16 protein-coding genes are annotated in these 19,312 nt (G+C 63.5%); 14 read left to right on the top strand and 2 right to left on the bottom strand.

Going from position 1 to position 19,312, the window contains the following annotated elements:
* Window positions 1–27: 27 nt before the first annotated feature.
* Window positions 28–285 carry a DUF2790 domain-containing protein gene (locus NJ69_RS11310; RefSeq protein ID WP_029614282.1) on the bottom strand — a complete coding sequence of 86 codons (258 nt, stop codon included), beginning with the start codon at window positions 283–285 and terminating at the stop codon, window positions 28–30.
* Between the two features lie 402 nt (window positions 286–687).
* Here NJ69_RS11310 and acs point away from each other — a divergent pair, with 402 nt between their 5' ends.
* The 13 genes from acs to astE all read left to right on the top strand — a co-directional run bounded on the left by acs (window position 688) and on the right by astE (window position 15,121).
* A complete protein-coding gene (acs, locus tag NJ69_RS11305) occupies window positions 688–2,649 on the top strand; it encodes an acetate--CoA ligase (RefSeq protein ID WP_039579080.1) in 1,962 nt (653 codons plus the stop codon).
* A 510-nt stretch (window positions 2,650–3,159) separates the two neighbouring features.
* The gene (locus tag NJ69_RS11300) at window positions 3,160–3,945 is read left to right on the top strand and encodes an ABC transporter substrate-binding protein (protein WP_029614281.1); all 786 of its coding nucleotides are present in this window, start codon (window positions 3,160–3,162) and stop codon (window positions 3,943–3,945) included.
* A 91-nt stretch (window positions 3,946–4,036) separates the two neighbouring features.
* Complete coding sequence (locus NJ69_RS11295; protein WP_029614280.1) at window positions 4,037–4,726, top strand: ABC transporter permease; 690 nt, start codon at window positions 4,037–4,039, stop codon at window positions 4,724–4,726.
* Window positions 4,723–5,421, top strand: a complete 699-nt coding sequence (locus NJ69_RS11290) for an ABC transporter permease (RefSeq protein ID WP_039579076.1) — start codon at window positions 4,723–4,725, stop codon at window positions 5,419–5,421. The genes NJ69_RS11295 and NJ69_RS11290 overlap by 4 nt, the downstream gene beginning before the upstream one ends.
* Before the next feature lie 22 nt (window positions 5,422–5,443).
* Window positions 5,444–6,208 (top strand): ABC transporter ATP-binding protein, encoded by a 765-nt coding sequence (locus tag NJ69_RS11285; protein WP_039579073.1) that lies wholly within the window; start codon window positions 5,444–5,446, stop codon window positions 6,206–6,208.
* Window positions 6,209–6,301: 93 nt separating this feature from the next.
* Window positions 6,302–7,282 carry a transcriptional regulator ArgR gene (gene argR / locus NJ69_RS11280; protein WP_029614279.1) on the top strand — a complete coding sequence of 327 codons (981 nt, stop codon included), beginning with the start codon at window positions 6,302–6,304 and terminating at the stop codon, window positions 7,280–7,282.
* 205 nt (window positions 7,283–7,487) lie between these two features.
* On the top strand, window positions 7,488–8,708 hold the full coding sequence (locus tag NJ69_RS11275) for an aspartate aminotransferase family protein (protein ID WP_039579070.1): 1,221 nt from the start codon (window positions 7,488–7,490) through the stop codon (window positions 8,706–8,708).
* 140 nt (window positions 8,709–8,848) lie between these two features.
* The gene (gene aruF, locus NJ69_RS11270) at window positions 8,849–9,868 is read left to right on the top strand and encodes an arginine/ornithine succinyltransferase subunit alpha (RefSeq protein ID WP_039579069.1); all 1,020 of its coding nucleotides are present in this window, start codon (window positions 8,849–8,851) and stop codon (window positions 9,866–9,868) included.
* 62 nt (window positions 9,869–9,930) lie between these two features.
* On the top strand, window positions 9,931–10,962 hold the full coding sequence (gene astA / locus NJ69_RS11265; RefSeq protein WP_039579066.1) for an arginine N-succinyltransferase: 1,032 nt from the start codon (window positions 9,931–9,933) through the stop codon (window positions 10,960–10,962).
* Window positions 10,959–12,422 (top strand): succinylglutamate-semialdehyde dehydrogenase, encoded by a 1,464-nt coding sequence (astD, locus tag NJ69_RS11260; RefSeq protein WP_039579064.1) that lies wholly within the window; start codon window positions 10,959–10,961, stop codon window positions 12,420–12,422. Before astA ends, astD begins: the two co-directional genes overlap by 4 nt.
* A 23-nt stretch (window positions 12,423–12,445) precedes the next feature.
* A complete protein-coding gene (gene astB / locus NJ69_RS11255; protein WP_039579061.1) occupies window positions 12,446–13,795 on the top strand; it encodes an N-succinylarginine dihydrolase in 1,350 nt (449 codons plus the stop codon).
* Window positions 13,796–13,811: 16 nt separating this feature from the next.
* Window positions 13,812–14,102 carry a hypothetical protein gene (locus NJ69_RS11250; protein WP_039579059.1) on the top strand — a complete coding sequence of 97 codons (291 nt, stop codon included), beginning with the start codon at window positions 13,812–13,814 and terminating at the stop codon, window positions 14,100–14,102.
* 11 nt (window positions 14,103–14,113) lie between these two features.
* Entirely contained in the window at window positions 14,114–15,121 is a 1,008-nt protein-coding gene (gene astE, locus NJ69_RS11245) for a succinylglutamate desuccinylase (RefSeq protein ID WP_039579057.1), read from the top strand.
* Window positions 15,122–15,125: 4 nt separating this feature from the next.
* Here astE and NJ69_RS11240 read toward each other — a convergent pair whose 3' ends face one another.
* Window positions 15,126–16,316 carry a M91 family zinc metallopeptidase gene (locus NJ69_RS11240; protein ID WP_039579054.1) on the bottom strand — a complete coding sequence of 397 codons (1,191 nt, stop codon included), beginning with the start codon at window positions 16,314–16,316 and terminating at the stop codon, window positions 15,126–15,128.
* Between the two features lie 358 nt (window positions 16,317–16,674).
* Here NJ69_RS11240 and alaS point away from each other — a divergent pair, with 358 nt between their 5' ends.
* Window positions 16,675–19,299, top strand: coding sequence for an alanine--tRNA ligase (gene alaS / locus NJ69_RS11235; RefSeq protein WP_039579051.1), 2,625 nt, complete (start codon window positions 16,675–16,677; stop codon window positions 19,297–19,299).
* Window positions 19,300–19,312: the final 13 nt, after the last annotated feature.

Below are 19,312 nucleotides of genomic sequence, written 5' to 3'. Positions count from 1 at the left end.
GGGCCCGCAGGGCCCCCGTGTCGCGACTCAACCGTTGGAGCAGCCATTGCCCATCACGCGGTATTCGAGGACGTGCCGGTGACCTTGGGAGTCCTCGTAGGTCATGCGCGCCGGCACCACTGCGCAGACATCGGCGACCGGGCTCATGGACAGCACCTTGGCGATATCCAGGTGCTGGGAGTAATTGTAGTGTTCGACCGGAATCTGCTCGGCGGGCGGCGTCAGGTCATCGGCCATCGCCGCGCTGCAGACACTGCCCAGTAGCAATACCAGTAAAGCTTTCATGTTCGAGTTACCTGTCTAAGGTCGTGAAGGGACGCGCGGCACGCAGGGCGCCGCGAAAACGTACAACGTTGAAAGTTGAGTTCGGGAGAGGATCAACAAGGCCGCGTGGGGGCTGGACTGGAAGTTGATCGGTTTGCCGTTGTTGGCGAGGGCCATGTTAGGCCTGCGTGGCAAGTTGAAAAAGACACTGTTTTGATACAGTTTTTGCTGGATTCGGTAACAATCTTTTCCTGCGCCACTGTTTTTTTCTGGACATCAGCGATTACGCCGGTTGCAGCGCTGTCGTGGAAGCGCTGACGCGCCAGTCGGGTTTTGGTACTACCAACGTCGAATGGTCACGCGCGCTCTGGTACAGTTAAAACCTTCGTATACAAAAACAACTATTACACCGAGGTAAAACAGATGAGTGCGGCTCCCCTGTATCCCGTTCGTCCCGAGGTCGCGGCAAACACCCTGACCGACGAGGCCACCTACAAGGCCATGTACCAGCAATCGGTGATCAACCCGGACGGCTTCTGGCGCGAGCAGGCCCAGCGCCTGGACTGGATCAAGCCTTTCACCAAGGTCAAGCAGACCTCTTTCGATGACCACCACGTGGACATCAAATGGTTCGCCGACGGCACTCTGAACGTCTCCTACAACTGCCTGGATCGTCACCTCGAAGAGCGGGGCGACCAGTTGGCCATCATCTGGGAGGGTGACGACCCTTCCGAGCACCGCAACATCACCTACCGCGAGCTGCACGAGCAGGTGTGCAAATTCGCCAACGCGCTGCGCGGGCAGGACGTGCACCGTGGCGATGTGGTGACCATCTACATGCCGATGATTCCCGAAGCGGTGGTGGCGATGCTCGCCTGTGCACGCATCGGCGCCATTCATTCGGTGGTGTTCGGCGGCTTCTCGCCCGAAGCGCTGGCCGGACGCATCATCGACTGCAAGTCCAAGGTGGTGATCACCGCCGACGAGGGCCTGCGCGGCGGCCGACGCACGCCGCTCAAGGCCAACGTCGACCTGGCCCTGACCAATCCTGAAACCAGCAGCGTGCAGAAGATCATCGTGTGCAAGCGCACCGGTGGCGACATTGCCTGGCACCAGCACCGCGACATCTGGTACGAGGACCTGATGAAGGTGGCCTCCAACCACTGCGCGCCCAAGGAAATGGGCGCCGAGGAAGCGCTGTTCATCCTCTATACCTCGGGTTCGACCGGCAAGCCCAAAGGCGTGCTGCACACCACCGGCGGGTACCTGGTGTACGCCGCGCTCACCCATGAGCGGGTCTTCGACTACCGGCCGGGCGAGGTCTACTGGTGCACCGCCGACGTGGGTTGGGTCACCGGGCACAGCTATATCGTCTATGGTCCGCTGGCCAACGGCGCCACCACGCTGCTGTTCGAAGGCGTGCCGAACTACCCCGACATCACCCGTGTGTCGAAGATCGTCGACAAGCACAAGGTCAACATCCTCTACACCGCCCCGACCGCCATCCGCGCGATGATGGCCGAAGGCGAGGCGGCAGTGGCCGGCGCCGACGGTTCGAGCCTGCGCCTGCTTGGCTCGGTCGGCGAGCCGATCAACCCGGAAGCCTGGAACTGGTACTACAAGACCGTCGGCAAGGAGCGTTGCCCGATCGTCGACACCTGGTGGCAGACCGAAACCGGCGGCATCCTCATCAGCCCGTTGCCAGGTGCCATCGGCCTCAAGCCAGGCTCGGCGACCCGGCCGTTCTTCGGCGTAGTGCCGGCACTGGTGGATAACCTGGGCAACCTGATCGAGGGCGCGGCCGAGGGCAACCTGGTGATCCTCGACTCCTGGCCGGGGCAGTCACGTTCGCTGTATGGCGACCATGACCGTTTCGTCGACACCTACTTCAAGACCTTCCGGGGCATGTACTTCACCGGTGACGGCGCGCGTCGCGACGAAGATGGCTACTTCTGGATCACCGGGCGGGTCGACGACGTGCTCAACGTCTCCGGCCACCGCATGGGCACCGCCGAGATCGAGAGCGCCATGGTGGCGCACGCCAAGGTCGCCGAAGCGGCGGTGGTGGGCGTACCGCACGACATCAAGGGGCAGGGCATCTATGTCTACGTCACCCTCAACGCCGGCGAGGAGCCCAGCGAGCAGTTGCGCCAGGAGTTGAAGAACTGGGTGCGCAAGGAGATCGGCCCGATTGCCTCGCCGGATGTCATCCAGTGGGCACCAGGCCTGCCCAAGACCCGCTCGGGCAAGATCATGCGCCGTATCCTGCGCAAGATCGCCACGGCCGAGTACGATGCGCTGGGTGATATTTCCACCCTGGCCGATCCGGGTGTGGTGCAACACCTGATCGACACCCACAAGGCGATGAGCCGGGCGTCGGCGTAATTGCATGACAGGGGCTGCGATGCAGCCCCCTTTCATTCACGCGGCAGCTTCCCCTTGACGGGATTGCTGCTCGATTTTGCCGAGTGTTACCCGATATTCATCGGTAACCCGTCGCGCTGATCCATTGCACCGAATCGGGGCCGGGGGAAACAGTCCTGCAGCCCTCCGGTGCATTTCCTATCCCATCGTCATCCCCACGCACCCCGCACTTGCCGGAATTCAAGGCTTTGCCAATAATAGGCGCGCTTATTGCTTCGTCTAAAGGTTGTATTCCTTTTGCGCTTGCATGTTTCGCAAGAGCTGTCAATATCGCCGCCCGCAGGTTTATGCGCTTCTATACGTAGTTGTCGCTTTGAAGAAATATCGACCACCGGGCTGCCGTTAGAATGCCACTCACTCGCTCGTGGTCTGCGACCCTGGTCGAACCCTGCGCGGCTCGCGTTGTACTCATTCGCCTCTCGGGCAGTCGTTTCCCTGCCTGCTAGTGCCCCGTACCGATGGAGTTACCTGATGAAGAAGCTCGCACTGCTTGGCGCCCTGGCGCTGTCCGTGTTTTCCCTGGTCTCGCAGGCCGACGAAAAGCCGTTGAAGATCGGTATCGAAGCGGCCTATCCACCCTTTGCCTTCAAACAGCCCGATGGCAGCATTGCCGGCTTCGACTACGACATCGGTAACGCCCTCTGCGAAGAGATGAAAGCCAAGTGCACGTGGGTCGAGCAAGAATTCGACGGCCTGATCCCGGCACTGAAAGTGCGCAAGATCGACGCCATCCTGTCCTCCATGTCGATCACCGACGATCGCAAGAAGTCGGTTGACTTCACCAATCGTTACTACCTGACCCCGGCGCGCCTCGTGATGAAGGACGGCACCACCGTCAGCGACAGCCTTGACGAGCTCAAGGGCAAGAAAATCGGCGTACAACGTGGTTCGATCCATGACCGCTTCGCCAAGGAAGTGCTGGCACCGAAGGGCGTCACCGTCGTGCCCTATGGCACGCAGAACGAAGTCTACCTGGACGTCGCGGCCGGTCGCCTGGACGGTACCGTGGCCGATGCCACCCTGCTCGAAGACGGCTTCCTCAAGACCGACGCTGGCAAAGGCTTCGCCTTCGTCGGGCCTGCCTTCACCGACGTGAAGTACTTTGGCGACGGTGTGGGTATCGCCGTGCGCAAGGGTGATGACGCCAACCGCGAGCGCATCAACAAGGCCATCGACGCCATCCGTGCCAACGGCAAGTACAAGCAGATCGAGGCCAAGTACTTCAACTTCGACATCTACGGTCCAGACGCGAAATAAGCGTCCGGCAATCACCTGAGCAATGGTGCAAACAGCAGGAGCGCTGAGGTTTGCACCATTTTTCGTTCCCAAGTCCTGAGGAATTCGAAACATGTTGAAAGGCTACGGGGCAGTCATCCTCGAGGGGGCGTGGCTGACGTTGCAGCTCGCCCTGTCGTCGATGGCCCTGGCCATCGTTCTCGGCCTGATCGGCGTAGCCTTGCGGTTGTCGCCGGTGCGCTGGCTGGCCTGGCTGGGCGACCTCTATTCCACGGTCATCCGTGGCATCCCGGACCTGGTGCTGATCCTGCTGATCTTCTACGGCGGTCAGGACATCATCAACCGGGTCGCACCGCTGGTCGGCTACGACGACTACATCGACGTGAATCCGCTGGTCGCTGGCATCTTCACCCTGGGCTTCATCTTCGGTGCCTATCTGTCGGAAACCTTCCGTGGCGCGTTTCTCGGGATTCCCCGTGGGCAGGCCGAAGCCGGGGCGGCTTATGGCATGAGCTCGCGGCAGGTGTTCTTCCGCATCATGGTGCCGCAGATGATCCGTCTGGCGATTCCGGGCTTTACCAACAACTGGTTGGTGTTGACCAAGGCCACTGCGCTGGTGTCGGTGGTGGGCCTGCAGGACATGATGTTCAAGGCCAAGCAGGCAGCCGACGCTACCCGCGAACCTTTTACCTTCTTCCTGGCGGTAGCCGCGTTGTACCTGGTGTTGACCAGCGTCTCGCTGCTGGCGCTCAAGTACCTGGAAAAACGCTACTCGGTCGGCGTGAGGGCCGCTGAACTATGATCTTCGACTACAACGTCGTCTGGGAAGCCATGCCGCTGTACCTCGGTGGCCTGCTCACCACGCTCAAGTTGCTGGCGCTGTCGCTGTTCTTCGGCTTGCTGGCGGCGATCCCGCTGGGTTTGATGCGCGTCTCGCGCCAACCGCTGGTGAACATGACCGCCTGGCTCTACACCTACGTGATTCGTGGCACGCCGATGCTGGTCCAGTTGTTCCTGATCTACTACGGCCTGGCCCAGTTCGAGACCGTGCGCGAGAGCTTCCTGTGGCCGTGGCTGTCCAGTGCGACCTTCTGCGCCTGCCTGGCCTTCGCCATCAACACCAGTGCCTACACCGCCGAAATCATCGCCGGCAGCCTCAAGGCCACGCCCCATGGCGAGATCGAAGCGGCCAAGGCCATGGGCATGTCGCGCCTGAAGATGTACCGCCGCATCCTGCTGCCTTCGGCGCTGCGCCGCGCGCTGCCGCAGTACAGCAACGAGGTGATCATGATGCTGCAGACCACCAGTCTGGCGTCGATCGTGACCCTGATCGACATCACCGGCGCCGCGCGCACGGTCAGTGCCCAGTACTACCTGCCTTTCGAGGCCTTCATCACCGCGGGCGTGTTCTACCTGTGCCTGACCTTCATCCTCGTGCGCCTGTTCAAGATGGCCGAACGCCGCTGGCTCAGCTACCTGGCGCCGCGCAAGCACTGACCGCTCTGTGAGAATCGACAGCATGTACAAACTCCAAGTCCAAGACCTGCACAAGCGCTACGGCAGCCATGAGGTCCTCAAGGGCGTGTCCCTGGAAGCCAAGGCGGGCGATGTCATCAGCATCATCGGCTCCAGCGGTTCCGGCAAGTCCACCTTCCTGCGCTGCATCAACCTGCTCGAGCAGCCCCACGCGGGCAGGATCGTGCTCAACAACGAAGCGCTCAAGCTGGTGGCCGACAAGGACGGGGCGCTGCGCGCCGCCGACAGCAAGCAACTGCAACGCCTGCGCTCGCGCCTGTCGATGGTGTTCCAGCACTTCAACCTGTGGTCGCACATGACTGCGCTTGAGAACGTCATCGAAGCGCCGGTGCACGTGCTGGGCGTCAATCGCAAGGAAGCGCTGGAAAAGGCCGAGCACTACCTGGCCAAAGTCGGTGTGGCGCACCGCAAGGACGCCTTCCCCGGACACATGTCCGGCGGCGAGCAGCAGCGTGTGGCGATCGCCCGTGCGCTGGCCATGGAACCTGAGGTCATGCTGTTCGACGAACCGACCTCAGCGCTTGACCCGGAACTGGTGGGCGATGTGCTCAAGGTCATGCAGGCGCTGGCCCAGGAAGGTCGGACGATGGTGGTGGTCACCCACGAGATGGGCTTTGCCCGCGAGGTGTCCAACCAGCTGGTCTTCCTGCACAAGGGGCTGGTCGAGGAGCGCGGCAATCCACGCGAAGTGCTGGTCAATCCGCAGTCCGAGCGTCTGCGCCAGTTTCTCTCCGGCAGCCTCAAGTAAAGGCTGCACTCGCGCACCAGAATAGGGCATGCTGCGCTACGGTCGCGGCAGCGCCTGCCGCCTCATTCGACCCCAGGTTTCGGACCGTCACCTATGACCACCCAGCGAATCGGCTTTCTCATCTGGCCCGGCACTCGGCCGCTGACCCTGGCTCTGGCCGAGGAAGTGCTGCAGCTTGCCCAGCGGGTGCACCCGGAGGTGATCTACGACCTGAGCTACCTGCAGGCCGAGCCCGCCGAAGAGGGCGCCTGGCGTCTGCCGGGCGAGCCTTGGAATGGTCGTCTCGAAGGCCTGCACAAACTGCTGCTGTTGGCGGATGAACCCATCTTCGCCCTGGGTGCGCCGCTGACGACGGCGCTCAAGCAGGTGGCGCGCAGCGGCTGCATGGTCGGCGGCCTTTCTGCTGGCGTGTACCCGCTGGCCTTGCTGGGTTTGCTCGATGGCTACCGGGCCGCGGTGCACTGGCGGTGGCAGGACGACTTCGCCGAGCGCTTTCCCAAGGTCATCGCCACCAGCCATCTGTTCGACTGGGACCGTGACCGCCTGACCGCTTGCGGCGGCATGGCGGTCACCGACCTGCTGCTGGCGGTGTTGGCCCGTGACCATGGCGCTGAACTGGCGGGGGCGGTGTCCGAGGAACTGGTGGTCGAGCGCATTCGCGAGGGCGGCGAGCGCCAGCGCATTCCGCTGCAGAACCGCCTGGGCTCCAGCCATCCCAAGCTGACCCAGGCGGTGCTGTTGATGGAGGCCAATATCGAAGAGCCGTTGACCACCGACGAAATCGCCCAGCATGTCTGTGTGTCGCGTCGGCAACTGGAGCGGATTTTCAAGCAGTACCTCAATCGCGTGCCCAGCCAGTACTACCTGGAACTGCGTCTGAACAAAGCCCGGCAGATGCTGATGCAGACCAGCAAGTCGATCATCCAGATCGGCCTGTCCTGCGGGTTTTCCTCCGGGCCGCATTTCTCCAGTGCCTACCGCAACTTCTTCGGCGCCACACCCCGTGAAGATCGCAACCAGCGGCGCAGCAGCAGCCCGTTCGAGCTGAGTTCGACGCCCGCGGAGAAAGGCTGAGGCGTGCAGCGTTCACCCAATGCCACGCTGCCGGTACACTGCGCGAATGCGACCATGTTTGTCGCATTGCCGAAAGCCTTGGCAAAACCGGGTTTGACCCTGTAACAAGTTGTCGCCTGGCAGCAAGGACAGGCGTCGATCAGTCCTTACAATCCCCCCATCGCTGGTGACTCCACAGGCCAGCGTTCCTCTTCAGGAGACTCAGATGTCCGTTGAGCAAGCCCCAGTGCAACGTGCCGATTTCGACCAGGTCATGGTGCCCAACTATTCCCCGGCGGCCTTCATTCCCGTCCGAGGCGAGGGTTCCCGTGTGTGGGATCAATCGGGCCGCGAACTGATCGACTTTGCCGGCGGCATCGCGGTGAACGCCCTGGGCCATTGCCACCCGGCGCTGGTCAAGGCCCTGACCGAGCAAGCCAACACGCTCTGGCACGTGTCCAACGTGTTCACCAACGAACCGGCCCTGCGCCTGGCGCACAAGCTGGTGTCCGCGACCTTCGCCGACCGTGCGTTCTTCTGCAACTCCGGCGCCGAATCCAACGAGGCCGCTTTCAAGCTGGCCCGTCGCGTGGCCCATGACCGCTTCGGCCCGGACAAGCACGAAATCATCGCCACCGTGAACAGCTTCCACGGGCGCACCCTGTTCACCGTCAGTGTCGGCGGCCAGCCCAAGTATTCCGATGGCTTCGGCCCGAAGATCACCGGCATCAGCCATGTGCCCTACAACGACCTCGAGGCGTTGAGGGCGCAGATTTCGGACAAGACCTGCGCGGTGGTCATCGAGCCGATCCAGGGCGAAAGTGGTGTGGTGCCCGCCGACCAGGCTTACCTTGAGGGCGCGCGTGCATTGTGCGACGAGCACAACGCTCTGCTGATCTTCGACGAGGTGCAGACCGGCGTCGGCCGTACCGGTTCGCTCTACGCCTACCAGCACTACGGCGTCACCCCGGACATCCTCACCAGCGCCAAGAGCTTGGGCGGCGGCTTCCCGATCGGCGCCATGCTGACCACGGCCGAGTTGGCCAGCCACCTGGCCGTCGGCACCCACGGCACCACCTACGGCGGCAACCCGCTGGGGTGCGCCGTCGCGTGCGCGGTGATGGACGTGGTCAACACTCCCGAGACCCTGGCAGGCGTCAAGGCCAAGCACGCGCGGTTCAAGACGCGTCTGGAAGCGATTGGTCAGGCTGCCGGTCTGTTCAGCCAGGTGCGTGGTGTCGGCCTGCTGATCGGCTGCGTCCTCACCGAAGCCTGGAAAGGCAAGGCCAAGGACGTGCTCAACGCCGCCGAGAAAGAAGGGCTGATGGTGCTGCAGGCCGGTCCCGACGTAGTGCGTTTCGCTCCGAGCCTGGTGGTCGAGGATGCTGATATCGACGAGGGCCTGGCCCGCTTCGAGCGCGCTGTACGCACGCTGACCCAGGGCTGATCGGCCTGCGGTTCATCGCCGATGCAGGCTGCGCCGCGTCGGCGATCATCGAATTCCAGTGCGGGGGCCGCGCGTGCCAGCACGTACCCGCCGATTTTCCGTGCCGACCCGTTCGGCCCGTATTCCTGAGGAGTGACACCATGCTGGTGATGCGCCCCGCGCAAATGGCGGACCTGAACGAAGTGCAGCGCATGGCTGCCGACAGCCCCATTGGTGTCACTTCGCTGCCCGATGATGCCGGGCGCCTGGGCGACAAGATCGCCGCTTCGGAAACCTCCTTTGCCGCCGAAGTCAGTTTCAACGGCGAGGAAAGCTACTTCTTCGTGCTCCAGGACAGCGTTACCGGCAAGCTGGCCGGCTGCTCGGCCATCGTCGCCTCGGCGGGCTATTCCGAGCCGTTCTACAGCTTTCGCAACGAGACCTTCGTGCACGCGTCACGCGAGCTGAAGATCCACAACAAGATCCACGTCCTGTCGCTGTGCCATGACCTCACCGGCAACAGCCTGCTGACCAGCTTCTATGTGCTGCCTGAACTGGTCGACAGCGGCTGGGCCGAACTGAATTCGCGAGGACGCCTGCTGTTCATGGCGTCGTATCCGGAGCGCTTTGCCGAGTCGGTGGTGACCGAGATCGTCGGCTACAGCGACGAGCAGGGCGAGTCGCCGTTCTGGGACTCGATCGGGCGCAACTTCTTCGACCTCAACTACGCCGACGCCGAACGCCTGTGCGGCCTGAAGAGCCGTACCTTCCTCGCTGAGCTGATGCCGCACTACCCGATCTACGTGCCATTGCTGCCCGACCGCGCCCAGGAAGCGATGGGCCAGGTCCACCCGCGGGCGCAGATCACCTTCGACATCCTGATGCGCGAGGGCTTCGAAACCGAGCACTACATCGACATCTTCGATGGCGGGCCGACCCTGCATGCGCGCACCTCGGCCATTCGTTCGATCGCCCAGAGCCGCGTGGTGCCGGTCAGGCTCGACGATACGCCGATCAAAGGTGGACGCCCGTACCTGGTGTGCAATGGTCAGTTGCAGGACTATCGCGCCGTGTTGCTGGAGCTGGACTGGGTGCCGGGCAAGCCGCTGGTGCTGAGCAATGAAGCGGCCGACGCCCTGGGCGTTGGCGAAGGTGGCAGTGTCCGTGTGGTTGCCGCCTGAGCCGAGCGCTCGCCGGCAGGCGCGATTCGCGGCAGGCACAGGCCGCCGCACAAGGAGATAGCATGATCGTTCGTCCCGTACGCAGCAGCGATTTACCCGCGCTGATCGAACTCGCTCGCAGCACCGGCAACACCGGACTGACCACGTTTCCGGCCAACGAAGAGCGCCTGGCCCGGCGGGTTGGCTGGGCCGAGAAGAGCTTCAGTGGCGAAGCCGCGCGCGGCGACACCGACTACCTGTTCGTGCTCGAGAACGACGAGGGCCTGGTGGTCGGCATCAGTGCCATCGCTGGCGCCGTCGGTCTGCGTGAGCCCTGGTACAACTACCGGGTCGGCTTGACCGTGAGCGCCTCCCGCGAGCTGGACATCTATCGCGAAATTCCCACCCTGTTCCTGGCCAACGACCTGACCGGCAACGCCGAACTGTGTTCGTTGTTCCTGCGCAGCGACTACCGTAACGGGCGCAACGGCCACTTGCTGTCCAAATCGCGGATGCTGTTCATCGCCGAGTACCCGCAACTGTTCGGCAAGAAGATCATGGCCGAGATGCGCGGCATGGCGGATGCGCATGGCCGTTCGCCGTTCTGGGAAAGCCTGGGTCGGCATTTCTTCAAGATGGAGTTCAGTCAGGCCGACTACCTCACCGGGGTGGGCAACCGGGCCTTCATCGCCGAGCTGATGCCCAAGTTCCCGCTGTACACCTGCTTCCTGTCCGAGGCAGCGCGCAGCGTCATCGGTCGCGTGCACCCGGACACCGAACCTGCGCTGGCGATGCTCGAGCGCGAAGGTTTCGCCTATCAGGGTTATGTAGACATCTTCGATGCGGGTCCGGCGATCGAATGCGAGACCCAGCGTATCCGCGCCGTGCGCGACAGCGAAACCTTGGTGCTGGCCGTCGGCACGCCGGGCGAGGACGCCACGCCCTACATCATCCATAACCGCAAGCGCGAAGACTGCCGCATCACCGCCGCGCCGGCGCGCCTCGCGGCAGGCACCCTGGTGGTCGATGCACTGACCGCCAAACGGCTGCGCCTGGGGGTTGGCGACAGTGTCCGCGCCGTGCCGCTGAGTGCGCCCCGGGAGGTTCAGGCATGACCACGCATTTCATCGCTGGCCAGTGGCAGCCCGGTCACGGCCAGGCGCTGCAGTCGCTCGATCCGGTGAGCCAGGCGCTGCTCTGGGAAGGTCAGGGCGCCACCGCCGATCAGGTCGATGCGGCCGTTGAGGCGGCGCGCTCGGCATTCCCCGGCTGGGCGCAGCGTAGCCTGGAGGCCCGCCTCGCAGTATTGGAGGCTTTCGCCGAACAGCTCAAGACGCGCGCCGACGAATTGGCTCGCTGCATCGGTCAGGAGACCGGCAAGCCGCTGTGGGAGTCGGCGACCGAAGTCACCAGCATGATCAATAAAGTGGCGATCTCGGTGCAGAGTTATCGTGAGCGCACCGGCGAGAAAAGCGGCCCCCTTGCCGATGCCACCGCCGTGCTGCGGCACAAGCCCCACGGCGTGGTCGCGGTGTTCGGGCCGTACAACTTTCCTGGCCATCTGCCCAATGGGCATATCGTGCCGGCGTTGTTGGCCGGTAACTGCGTGGTGTTCAAACCCAGTGAGCTGACGCCCAAGGTCGCCGAATTGACCGTGCAGTGCTGGATCGCCGCGGGTCTGCCCAACGGCGTGCTCAATCTGGTGCAAGGCGCGCGCGACACGGGTGTTGCGCTGGCGGCCCACCCCGGCCTCGACGGGCTGTTCTTCACGGGCTCGAGCCGTACCGGCACCGTGCTGCATCAGCAATTCGCCGGGCGTGCGGACAAGATCCTGGCGCTGGAGATGGGCGGCAACAACCCGCTGCTGGTGGATGAGGTCAAGGACCTGGAGGCGGCGGTCTACACCATCATTCAGTCGGCCTTCATCTCAGCCGGCCAGCGCTGCACCTGCGCACGACGCCTGTTGGTACCGCAGGGGACGTGGGGTGATCGGCTGCTGGCGCGACTGGTCGAGGTGTGCGGCCAGTTGCGGGTCGGCGCTTTCGATGCTCAGCCGGCGCCCTTCATGGGCTCGGTGATTTCCCTGGACGCGGCGCGCGCGCTGTTGGCGGCGCAGGCTGACCTGCTGGCCAAGGGCGGCACGGCGCTGCTCTCGATGACCCAACCGCAGGATGGCGCGGCCTTGCTGACCCCTGGCATCGTCGATGTGACCGCCGTGGCCGAGCGCCCTGACGAGGAGTTTTTCGGTCCGCTGCTGCAGGTGATTCGCTATGACGATTTCGAGTCGGCGATCGATGAGGCCAACAACACGCAGTTCGGCCTGGCGGCCGGCCTGTTGTCCGATTCGCACGCCCGTTACCAGCACTTCTGGCTGCGCAGCCGCGCCGGCATCGTCAACTGGAACAAACAGCTGACCGGCGCGGCCAGCAGCGCCCCCTTCGGTGGCGTGGGCGCCAGCGGCAACCATCGCGCCAGCGCCTACTACGCTGCCGACTATTGTGCCTATCCCGTGGCATCGCTGGAGACCGCCAGCCTTGCTCTGCCGGCGACCCTGACGCCGGGTGTGACGCTATGACAACAGGTCTCGGAGCCGAGCCGATGAAAGCCCATGAAGTGAATTTCGATGGCCTGGTGGGGCCGACCCACAACTATGGTGGCCTGTCCTACGGCAACGTGGCCTCGCAGAGCAACAGCCAGCAGCACTCCAACCCGCGAGAGGCTGCGCGTCAGGGCCTGGCCAAGATGAAGGCGCTGATGGACATGGGCTTCAAGCAGGGCGTGCTCGCCCCGCAGGAGCGCCCGGACGTGGCCGCCTTGCGCCGCTTGGGGTTCCCTGGCAGCGACGCCGAGGTCATCCGGCACGCTGCGCGCGAGGCGATGCCCTTGCTGGTCGCCAGTTGTTCGGCGTCGAGCATGTGGGTGGCCAATGCCGCCACGGTCAGCCCGAGCGCCGACACCGCCGATGGGCGTGTGCACTTCACCGCAGCCAACCTCAACTGCAAGTATCACCGCAGCATCGAGCACCCGACCACCAGCCGCGTTTTGGCGGCGATGTTCGCCGACGCGCAGCACTTCGTCCATCACCCGGCGCTGCCTGCGGTGGCGCAGTTCGGTGACGAAGGCGCGGCCAACCACACGCGGTTTTGCCGCGACTACGGCGAGCCGGGAGTGGAATTCTTCGTCTATGGCCGCAGCGCGTTCGACAGCCGTTATCCGTCTCCGCAGAAGTACCCGGCACGCCAGACTCTGGAAGCGTCCCAGGCGGTGGCGCGACTGCACGGCCTCAGCGCCGATGGCGTGGTCTACGCTCAACAGAATCCGACGGTGATCGACCAGGGCGTATTCCACAACGACGTGATCGCGGTGGGTAATGGCCAAGTGCTGTTCCACCACCAAGACGCCTTTCTCGACAGCGATGCGGTGCTCGGCCAGTTGCAGACCAAGCTGGCGGCCAGGGGGGGGCAGTTCCAGGCCATCGCGGTGCCGCGCTCGGCGGTGACGGTGGAAGATGCCGTCCGCTCTTACCTGTTCAACAGCCAATTGCTGTCACGCGACGACGGCTCCATGGTGCTGGTGGTGCCCGAGGAGTGCCGTAACAACGAGCGGGTGTGGCAGTACCTGCAGCAGCTCACTGCGCAGCAGGGCGTGATCCGTGAGGTCAAGGTGTTCGACCTCAAGCAGAGCATGCGCAACGGCGGCGGCCCGGCATGCCTGCGTTTGCGTGTGGCGCTCAAAGAGCATGAGTTGGCGGCGGTCAACCCAGGCGTGATACTCACCGCGCCGCTTTATGAACGTTTGCTGCAGTGGGTGGATACGCATTATCGCGATCGCCTGGCCGACGCCGACCTGGCCGACCCGCAACTGCTCGATGAATGCCGTACGGCACTGGACGAGCTGACCCGGATCCTGAACCTGGGTAGTGTCTACCCGTTTCAATACCAACCTTGATAGAGAGAATCTTGTGATGTCCGATGCCCTGCGCCTGATCCTGGAAGATGAAGACGGCACCCAACTGGAAACCTCCTGCACACGCTTTGCGGTGATGTGGCAAGGCAAGGAGGTGTGGATCCAGCAGGATGGTCGCGGCCAGTTGCTGATCGGCGTCGACGTGGAGGAGGGCGATGCTGAATACGCCAACCTGCTGCTGCGCCCGATGGCCACCAACCTGGTCAGCCTGCAACTGGAGATGGAGCCCGCCGAGGTCGACGAAGACGACGATCACGTGCACGGCCCCGACTGCGGCCACCAACACTAAGGAAGCGCCCTATGCTCGCCCTCGGCAAACTGCTTGAGTTGACCCTCACCGATCATGAACCGGCCGAGAAGACCCAGGTGACGTCCCGGGGCGTGCGTCTGCGTTGGCTGGGCGAGGGGGCGCTGGAAGTGCGTCCGCCCGAAGGTGAGGACTGCGGGCTTGATCTGCTGCTTTCGGCAGGTATTCACGGCAACGAGACTGCGCCGATCGAGCTGCTCGAGCGGTTACTGCACGGCGTTGCCAGTGGCACCCTGATACCCCGTGCGCGGGTGTTGTTTTTGTTTGGCAATCCGGCTGCGATCCGCAAGGGCGAGCGCTTCGTGGAGCAGGACATCAATCGCCTGTTCAACGGTCGCCATGCCCTGTCCAGCGGTTTCGAGGCATTGCGTGCGGCCGAGCTGGAGCAGTTTGCCCGCGTCTTCTTCGCTACACCTGGCCGCCAGCGCCTGCATTACGATCTGCACACCGCCATCCGCGGCTCGAAGATCGAGCAGTTCGCCTTGTATCCGTTCAAGGAAGGTCGGCTGCATTCACGTGAACAACTCGCGCGATTGGCAGCGGCCGGTATCGAGGCGGTGCTGTTGCAGAGCAAGTCGTCGATCACCTTCAGCGCCTTTACCTACGAACAGCTCGACGCCGAAGCCTTCACCCTGGAGCTGGGCAAAGCGCGCCCGTTCGGGCAGAACGCGCCGGTCAACCTCGACCGGCTCGAGCAGCGTCTGATTCAGCTCATCGAACACGCCGAACCAGAGGCTGCGCAGAGCCTTGAGAACCTCAAGCTGTTCCGAGTCGCCCGCGAGGTCATCAAGCACAGTGACAACTTCCGCCTTCACTTGCCGCCGGACATCGAGAATTTTTCGCCGCTGCCGCAAGGCTACCTGCTGGCTGACGATATCGCCCAGACCCGCTGGGTGGTCGACGAGCAGGATGCGCGGATCATCTTCCCCAACCCCAAGGTGCGTAATGGGCTGCGTGCCGGCCTCCTGGTGGTGCCGGATGCCGGGCAGCAGTTGGGTTAGGCCGTTACGGGTAGCTCAAGCGCGGTGCCAGGCCCAGTTCCAGGCGCAAGGCATTTTCGTTGAAGGGCGGCGGATTGGTGTCGGTGTCAGGGGTGTTGGGGTCGTCGTCGTAATCGAATAGCGAACCTGGGTTGTCGAGTCCGACCGCCAGGCGCTCGACATTGTCCGTGGCGCTTCCGGTGGCGAAGTTCCAGACGTGGCACAGCTCGTGGTACAGCATCACCAACGACGGTGTGCCTGGGCGCTGTGCCAGCGGGTTGTAGTGGACCTCGCAGTCGCGAATGCGGTCGCCGCGAACGCCATCGCGTACATGTGGATCCCCCAGGGTTTCGTCATAGCTCGCGAAGGCGTTGTCCAGCGTCTCGGCGGGCTTGATAGTTATGGTCACTTGTTGCGCTACCAATCGATCGAGCAGGACAGAGGCTCCTGGGCTGGCTCTGAGCATCGTCAGTTGGCGACTGACCTTGTCGACATAGTGCGCATCGCCTTCGATCTTGAACGTCGCCAGGTAGTCAGGCGGCAGTTGGGCATCCTGGAGTGGGTACAGCAAGGGCGCGCTGAAACCACTCTCGGCGATGATGCGCGCAGGGTCGCCGTAAATCCGATCATCCTGTTTGCCGGTGCTCACTCGGGTGCTGCCGTGCAGCGCTTCGAGTGTGCCCTTGCCAGCCTCGATCGCAAGGCTGTCCTCGCCAGGGCCTGCGTAGAGCAGGCTGTAAGCGGCGCCGCTACGCAGTACATCTTTGCCGGCGCCGCCATCGATCTCTGCCTGCCTGAGCCCTTGCACAACGATGCGGTCATCGCCGGCTCCGGCGTCCACCACCACGATGCCGGCATTCAGTGTCTCAGCGTCTGGCGCAGGGCCGCGCACCTGTATGTCGTCGTTACCGTCGCCGCTTTCGATCACCGTGCGCCGGTCCAGGCTGGACTCGACGATCACCTGATCGTCGCCGTCGCCAGTGCGCACCCGCACGGTGTCGTGTGCTGCCAGCGCCACGGTGCAGGTGACGTCGCGCCAGAGCAGCGCAAGTCCTTCAGGGCAGTGGCGCACGACCAGGTTGCAGCCCTGGTCAAGCACCTCGATCAGCAACTGTCGGCTTTGGCGAGTGATCGTCAGCGGCCCGTTGCGATAGGGCAGGTCCTGCACGACTGAGGCGCCGGAAGGATCTTCGATTCTAATTTCGTCCGGTGACATGGAGCGCTTCCTATAAGAACGGTGGAAGTCGCATCTTGGCGTCAGGTCCGCCTTGGCCAAGGCTATGTTCTTACCACCCGGCGCTGCTGGCAGATGGATGAACAGGATTTAATCCGCGCGCCGTTTTCTTTTGCGCGCAGATGCGCGGTAATTGGCTTGTCAGTGGCCAAAGCGACGATTTAGCATCCGCCGATGCCGTTTTTATCCCCGCGAGCCCGAAAATACTCAGGATTACCGGTTTGCATCGCATAAACACACTGCACCTTGCCTGCAGGACCGATATAATGCGGCCCTTTGCCGTCGTTTCGTCGATCCGACGCGTTAGCCAAAAACGGCCGCCGTTTCCGTGGAAGAACCTATGAAAAGCGCAGAAATCCGTGAAGCCTTCCTTCGCTTCTTCGAAGAGCAGGGCCACACCCGAGTTGCCTCCAGCTCGCTGATCCCGGGCAACGACCCGACCCTGCTGTTCACCAACGCCGGCATGAACCAGTTCAAGGACTGCTTCCTCGGTCAGGAAAAGCGCGCCTACACCCGCGCAGTGAGCAGCCAGAAATGCGTACGTGCCGGCGGCAAGCACAACGACCTGGAAAACGTCGGCTATACCGCGCGGCACCATACCTTCTTCGAAATGCTGGGCAACTTCAGCTTCGGTGACTACTTCAAGCGCGACGCCATCACCTTCGCCTGGACCTTCCTCACGTCCGAGCAGTGGCTGAACCTGCCCAAGGACAAGCTCTGGGTCACCGTCTACGCGAGCGACGACGAAGCCTACGACATCTGGACCAAAGAGGTCGGCGTGCCGGCAGAGCGCATGGTGCGCATCGGTGACAACAAAGGCGCCCCTTACGCTTCCGACAACTTCTGGACCATGGGCGATACCGGCCCATGCGGCCCGTGCACCGAGATCTTCTTCGACCACGGGCCGGACATCTGGGGTGGCCCGCCCGGCTCGCCAGAAGAAGACGGTGACCGCTACATCGAGATCTGGAACAACGTCTTCATGCAGTTCAACCGTACGGCCGACGGCGTGCTGCATCCGCTGCCAGCGCCTTCGGTAGACACCGGTATGGGCCTGGAGCGCATCAGTGCGGTCATGCAGCACGTGCACTCGAACTACGAGATCGACCTGTTCCAGAACCTGCTCGCCGCGGCCGCCAAGGCCATCGGTTGCAGCAACGACGAGCAGCCGTCGCTCAAGGTCGTGGCCGACCATATCCGCTCCTGCGGCTTCCTCATCGCCGACGGCGTGCTGCCCTCCAACGAGGGGCGTGGCTATGTGCTGCGTCGCATCATTCGCCGCGCCTGCCGTCACGGCAACAAGCTCGGCGCCAAGGGCAGCTTCTTCCACCTGATCGTCGCGGCCCTGGTCGCCGAAATGGGCGAGGCCTTCCCCGAGCTCAAGGGCCAGCAGGCGCATATCGAGCGCGTGCTCAAGACCGAAGAAGAGCAGTTCGCCAAAACGCTCGAGCAGGGTCTGCGCATCTTGGAGCAGGATCTGGCGCAGTTGCAGGGCAAGGTCGTGCCGGGCGATGTGGTGTTCAAGCTCTATGACACCTACGGTTTCCCCATGGACCTGACCGCCGACATCGCCCGCGAGCGCGAGTTGACCATCGACGAAGCCGGCTTCGAGCGCGAGATGGACGCCCAGCGCGAGCGCGCCCGCTCGGCCAGCGCCTTCGGCATGGACTACAACAGCCTGGTCAAGGTCGACACCGCCACCGAGTTCCTCGGTTACGAAGCGACCTACGGCGAAGGCAAGGTCATTGCGCTGTACAAGGACGGTCAGTCGGTCGATCAGTTGGGTGAAGGCGAGGAGGGTGTGGTGGTGCTCGACCGCACGCCGTTCTACGCCGAATCCGGCGGCCAGATCGGCGATGCCGGCTATCTGCAGTCCGGCGCCGTGCGCTTCGATGTGCGCGATACCACCAAGACCGGCGGGGCTTTCCTGCATCATGGTGTGGTCGCCAGCGGTGCGCTGCTGATCGGCGCGCCTGTCCAGGCCCATGTCGATGCCGACGTGCAGCACGCCACCTCGCTTAACCACTCTGCCACTCACTTGCTGCACGAAGCGTTGCGTCGGGTGCTGGGCGATCACGTGCAGCAAAAGGGCTCGCTGGTCGACAGTCAGCGCCTGCGGTTCGACTTCAGCCACTTCGAGGCGGTCAAGCCGGAACAGATCAAGGTGCTGGAAGACATCGTCAATGCCGAGATCCGTCGCAACACCGAAGTCACCACTGAACTGACCGATATCGACACCGCCAAGCGCAAGGGCGCCATGGCCTTGTTCGGTGAAAAGTACGGCGATACGGTGCGTGTGCTGACCATGGGCGGCGACTTCTCGGTGGAACTGTGCGGCGGTATCCACGCCAAGCGTACCGGCGACATCAGCCTGTTCAAGATCGTCAGCGAGGGTGGGGTGGCCTCCGGCGTGCGCCGTATCGAGGCGATCACCGGCGCGGCGGCGCTGGCCTGGCTGAACGCGGCCGAAGAGCAGGTCAAGGAAGCTGCGCAACTGGTCAAGGGCAACCGCGACAACCTGATCGACAAGCTGTCGGCTGTGCTCGAGCGCAACCGCCAGTTGGAGAAGCAACTCGAGCAGTTGCAGGCCAAGGCCGCCAGCGCCGCAGGGGACGATCTCTCCAATGCGGCCGTTGAGGTCAAGGGTGCCAAGGTGCTTGCCGCCCGTCTTGATGGGCAGGATGGCAAGGCGCTGCTGGCGCTCGTCGATCAGTTGAAGAACAAGCTCGGCCACGCAGTGATCCTGCTGGGCAGCGAGCATGAGGGCAAGGTCGTGCTGGTGGCCGGCGTGACCAAGGACCTCTCCAGCCAACTCAAGGCTGGCGACCTGATGAAACAGGCCGCTGCGGCGGTCGGCGGCAAGGGTGGTGGCCGTCCGGACATGGCTCAGGGTGGTGGCGTCGACGTCGCCGCGCTGGATCAGGCCCTGGCACTGGCCGTGCCGTTCGCCGAGCAGGGGCTTTGAGAGGAAGCGGCCG

Source organism: Pseudomonas parafulva (assembly GCF_000800255.1).
Taxonomy (GTDB): Bacteria; Pseudomonadota; Gammaproteobacteria; order Pseudomonadales; family Pseudomonadaceae; genus Aquipseudomonas; species Aquipseudomonas boreofloridensis.
Note: the sequence above shows the minus strand (reverse complement) of the source record. Positions and strands in the feature narration are given on the sequence as shown.

What these genes read in the sequence shown, in the direction of transcription:
- NJ69_RS11310 (WP_029614282.1), bottom strand. Translation starts at nt 285, where the DNA reads ATGAAAGCTTTACTGGTATTGCTACTGGGCAGTGTCTGCAGCGCGGCG.
- acs (WP_039579080.1), top strand. Translation starts at nt 688, where the DNA reads ATGAGTGCGGCTCCCCTGTATCCCGTTCGTCCCGAGGTCGCGGCAAAC.
- NJ69_RS11300 (WP_029614281.1), top strand. Translation starts at nt 3,160, where the DNA reads ATGAAGAAGCTCGCACTGCTTGGCGCCCTGGCGCTGTCCGTGTTTTCC.
- NJ69_RS11295 (WP_029614280.1), top strand. Translation starts at nt 4,037, where the DNA reads ATGTTGAAAGGCTACGGGGCAGTCATCCTCGAGGGGGCGTGGCTGACG.
- NJ69_RS11290 (WP_039579076.1), top strand. Translation starts at nt 4,723, where the DNA reads ATGATCTTCGACTACAACGTCGTCTGGGAAGCCATGCCGCTGTACCTC.
- NJ69_RS11285 (WP_039579073.1), top strand. Translation starts at nt 5,444, where the DNA reads ATGTACAAACTCCAAGTCCAAGACCTGCACAAGCGCTACGGCAGCCAT.
- argR (WP_029614279.1), top strand. Translation starts at nt 6,302, where the DNA reads ATGACCACCCAGCGAATCGGCTTTCTCATCTGGCCCGGCACTCGGCCG.
- NJ69_RS11275 (WP_039579070.1), top strand. Translation starts at nt 7,488, where the DNA reads ATGTCCGTTGAGCAAGCCCCAGTGCAACGTGCCGATTTCGACCAGGTC.
- aruF (WP_039579069.1), top strand. Translation starts at nt 8,849, where the DNA reads ATGCTGGTGATGCGCCCCGCGCAAATGGCGGACCTGAACGAAGTGCAG.
- astA (WP_039579066.1), top strand. Translation starts at nt 9,931, where the DNA reads ATGATCGTTCGTCCCGTACGCAGCAGCGATTTACCCGCGCTGATCGAA.
- astD (WP_039579064.1), top strand. Translation starts at nt 10,959, where the DNA reads ATGACCACGCATTTCATCGCTGGCCAGTGGCAGCCCGGTCACGGCCAG.
- astB (WP_039579061.1), top strand. Translation starts at nt 12,446, where the DNA reads ATGAAAGCCCATGAAGTGAATTTCGATGGCCTGGTGGGGCCGACCCAC.
- NJ69_RS11250 (WP_039579059.1), top strand. Translation starts at nt 13,812, where the DNA reads ATGTCCGATGCCCTGCGCCTGATCCTGGAAGATGAAGACGGCACCCAA.
- astE (WP_039579057.1), top strand. Translation starts at nt 14,114, where the DNA reads ATGCTCGCCCTCGGCAAACTGCTTGAGTTGACCCTCACCGATCATGAA.
- NJ69_RS11240 (WP_039579054.1), bottom strand. Translation starts at nt 16,316, where the DNA reads ATGTCACCGGACGAAATTAGAATCGAAGATCCTTCCGGCGCCTCAGTC.
- alaS (WP_039579051.1), top strand. Translation starts at nt 16,675, where the DNA reads ATGAAAAGCGCAGAAATCCGTGAAGCCTTCCTTCGCTTCTTCGAAGAG.